Source organism: Streptomyces aurantiacus JA 4570 (genome assembly GCF_000414115.1).
Taxonomy (GTDB): domain Bacteria; phylum Actinomycetota; class Actinomycetes; order Streptomycetales; family Streptomycetaceae; genus Streptomyces; species Streptomyces aurantiacus_A.
The window spans coordinates 1-2,496 of record NZ_AOPZ01000235.1 but is presented as its reverse complement, the minus strand read 5'-3'; the positions used below and the strand labels follow the sequence as shown (position 1 = coordinate 2,496).

Sequence of the window (2,496 nt, the reverse complement as noted above, 5' to 3'; positions counted from 1 at the left end):
GCGGAGCGGGTACACTCCGAAACTAGCAGCGCTAATTAAACCGCTCACGCCCCGGAGTAGCCCCGTGCGCACCGTTCACTTCGTCGCCGCCCGACGCACCCCGATCGGCAAGCTCCGCGGCGCCCTGTCCGCCGTCCGCCCGGACGATCTCGCCGCCACCGTCGTGCGCGGGCTGCTCGACGACCTGCCGGGGCTCGACCCGGCCCGGATCGACGACGTCTACTGGGGCGCCGCCAACCAGGCGGGCGAGGACAACCGCAACGTCGCCCGCATGGCCGTCCTGCTCGCGGGGCTCCCGGAGTCCGTGCCCGGAGCCACGGTGAACCGTCTGTGTGCCTCGGGCCTGGAGGCGGTCACCACGGCGGCCCGCACCATCGCCGCGGGCGACGCCGACATCGTGCTCGCGGGCGGCTCCGAGTCGATGAGCCGCGCCCCCTTCGTGCTGCCGCGCCCCGACGAGGCCCAGCCGCACCGCATGGAGACCGCCGACACCCGTCTCGGCTGGCGCCTGGTCAACCCGAGGATGAAGGAGCTGCACGGGCTCCTGTCGATGGGCGAGACGGCCGAGGAGGTGGCGGCCCGGTACGACGTCTCCCGCGAACGCCAGGACGCGTTCGCCCTGCGCAGCCACCAACGCGCCGCCGCCGCCCGGAAGAACGGCCACTTCGACGACGAACTGCTGCCCGTGACCACCCCCGACGGCACGGTCGTCACCGTGGACGAATGTGTCCGCGAGGACACCTCGTACGAGAAGCTCAGCGGGCTGCGGCCGGTGTTCCGCAAGGACGGCACGGTCACGGCGGGCAACGCCTCGCCGATGAACGACGGCGCGGCCGGGCTGCTCCTGGTCGGCGAGGAGGCCCTGAACGACCTGGGCCTGGAGTCCCTCGGCCGGTACGCCGCGGGCGCCTCCGCCGGTGTGCACCCGGACGTGATGGGCATCGGTCCCGTGCCTGCCACCCGGAAGGCCCTGGCCCGGCTCGGCTGGACCGTCGCCGACGTCCAGGAGGCCGAGTTCAACGAGGCGTTCGCCGCCCAGGCGCTGGCCTGCGTGGACGCGCTCGGCATCGACCCGGAGCTGGTCAACGCCGACGGTGGCGCCATCGCGCTCGGCCACCCCCTCGGCTGCTCCGGCGCCCGCATCCTCACCACCCTCCTGCACCGCATGCGCCGCACGGGCACCACCCGGGGCCTCGCCACGATGTGCGTGGGCGTGGGCCAGGGGAGCGCGCTCCTGGTCGAACGGGACTGAGCCGGGCCGGTGCGGCGGGACCGGCTCCCGGCCGGTGAAGGAGACCGGCCCCCGGCCCCGCCACAAAGTGCTTGGGCATACCATCGGTTCCCAGCATGGACGCCGCATCCGCCACCTCCGCCATATCCGCCCTCACCTTCTGGGAGTTCGGCGCGCTGGCCCTGGCCGCCGGGGTCGTCGGCTTCTCCAAGACCGCCGTCAGCGGTGCGAACACGATCAGCCTCGCCGTCTTCGCCGCGGTCCTGCCCGCCCGCGCGTCGACGGGCGTACTGCTGCCGATCCTGATCGTCGGCGACGTCCTCGCCGTCCTCACGTACCGCAGGCACGCCCACTGGCCCACGCTGTGGCGGCTGTTCCCCGCGGTCGGCGCGGGCGTCGCCGTCGGCACGGTGTTCCTGATGTTCGCCGACGACGGGACGGTGCGTACGTCGATCGGGGCGATCCTGCTGCTCATGGCGGCCGTGACGGTGTGGCGCCGGCGCGCGGCCGAGCGGGCGGAGGCAGAGGAGCGGGCGCCCGCCGGGGTCACACGGCTCGCCGCGCCCTCCTACGGTGTGCTCGGCGGCTTCACCACCATGGTCGCCAACGCGGGCGGCCCGGTGATGTCGATGTATCTGCTCTCGGCGGGCTTCAAGAAGCTGAGTTTCCTCGGCACTTCGGCGTGGTTCTTCCTTATCGTCAACACCTCCAAGGTGCCCTTCAGCGTCGGGCTCGGCCTCATCGACGGACCCTCGCTGCTGCTCGACGCGGCCCTCGCGCTGTTCGTGATTCCGGGCGCGCTCCTCGGCAAGGTGTGTGTGAACCGCATCAACCAGCGGCTCTTCGAGCAGCTCGTCATCGGCGCGACCGTTCTCGGCGGCCTCCAGCTCCTGCTGCGCTGAGGCGGGGCCCCGGCCGCCGGGGCCGAGACCCCACGTACGCTCGGCGCATGCCCGACCTGCCCCACGTGCTCGTCCTCGGCGGCACCACCGAGGCCCGCCGCCTCGCCGCCGCCCTCGCCGCGCGGCCGGGCGTACGCGTGACGACGTCGCTCGCGGGCCGGGTCAGCCGTCCCGCGGCGCTCGACGGCGACGTACGCGTCGGAGGTTTCGGCGGCCCGGACGGCCTCGCGGACTGGCTGCGCGAGCACCGCGTGACCGCCCTGGTCGACGCCACCCACCCCTTCGCGGCCACCATCAGCGCCCACGCGGCGCGGGCCGCGAACGCCACCGGCGTCCCGGCGCTCGCGCTGCGCCGGCCCGGCT

3 protein-coding genes are annotated in these 2,496 nt (G+C 73.9%); all 3 read left to right on the top strand.

The annotated features are described in order from the left end of the window. Nucleotides 1–64 precede the first annotated feature (64 nt). The gene (locus tag STRAU_RS22625; protein ID WP_016642704.1) at nt 65–1,252 is read left to right on the top strand and encodes a thiolase family protein; all 1,188 of its coding nucleotides are present in this window, start codon (nt 65–67) and stop codon (nt 1,250–1,252) included. A 95-nt stretch (nt 1,253–1,347) separates the two neighbouring features. Further along, nucleotides 1,348–2,133: a sulfite exporter TauE/SafE family protein gene (locus STRAU_RS22620; RefSeq protein WP_016642703.1), complete on the top strand. Its 786-nt coding sequence runs from the start codon at nt 1,348–1,350 to the stop codon at nt 2,131–2,133. Between the two features lie 47 nt (nt 2,134–2,180). Continuing rightward, nucleotides 2,181–2,496 (top strand): precorrin-6A/cobalt-precorrin-6A reductase (locus STRAU_RS22615; RefSeq protein WP_037661186.1); only part of this gene is annotated, 316 nt, incomplete at its 3' end.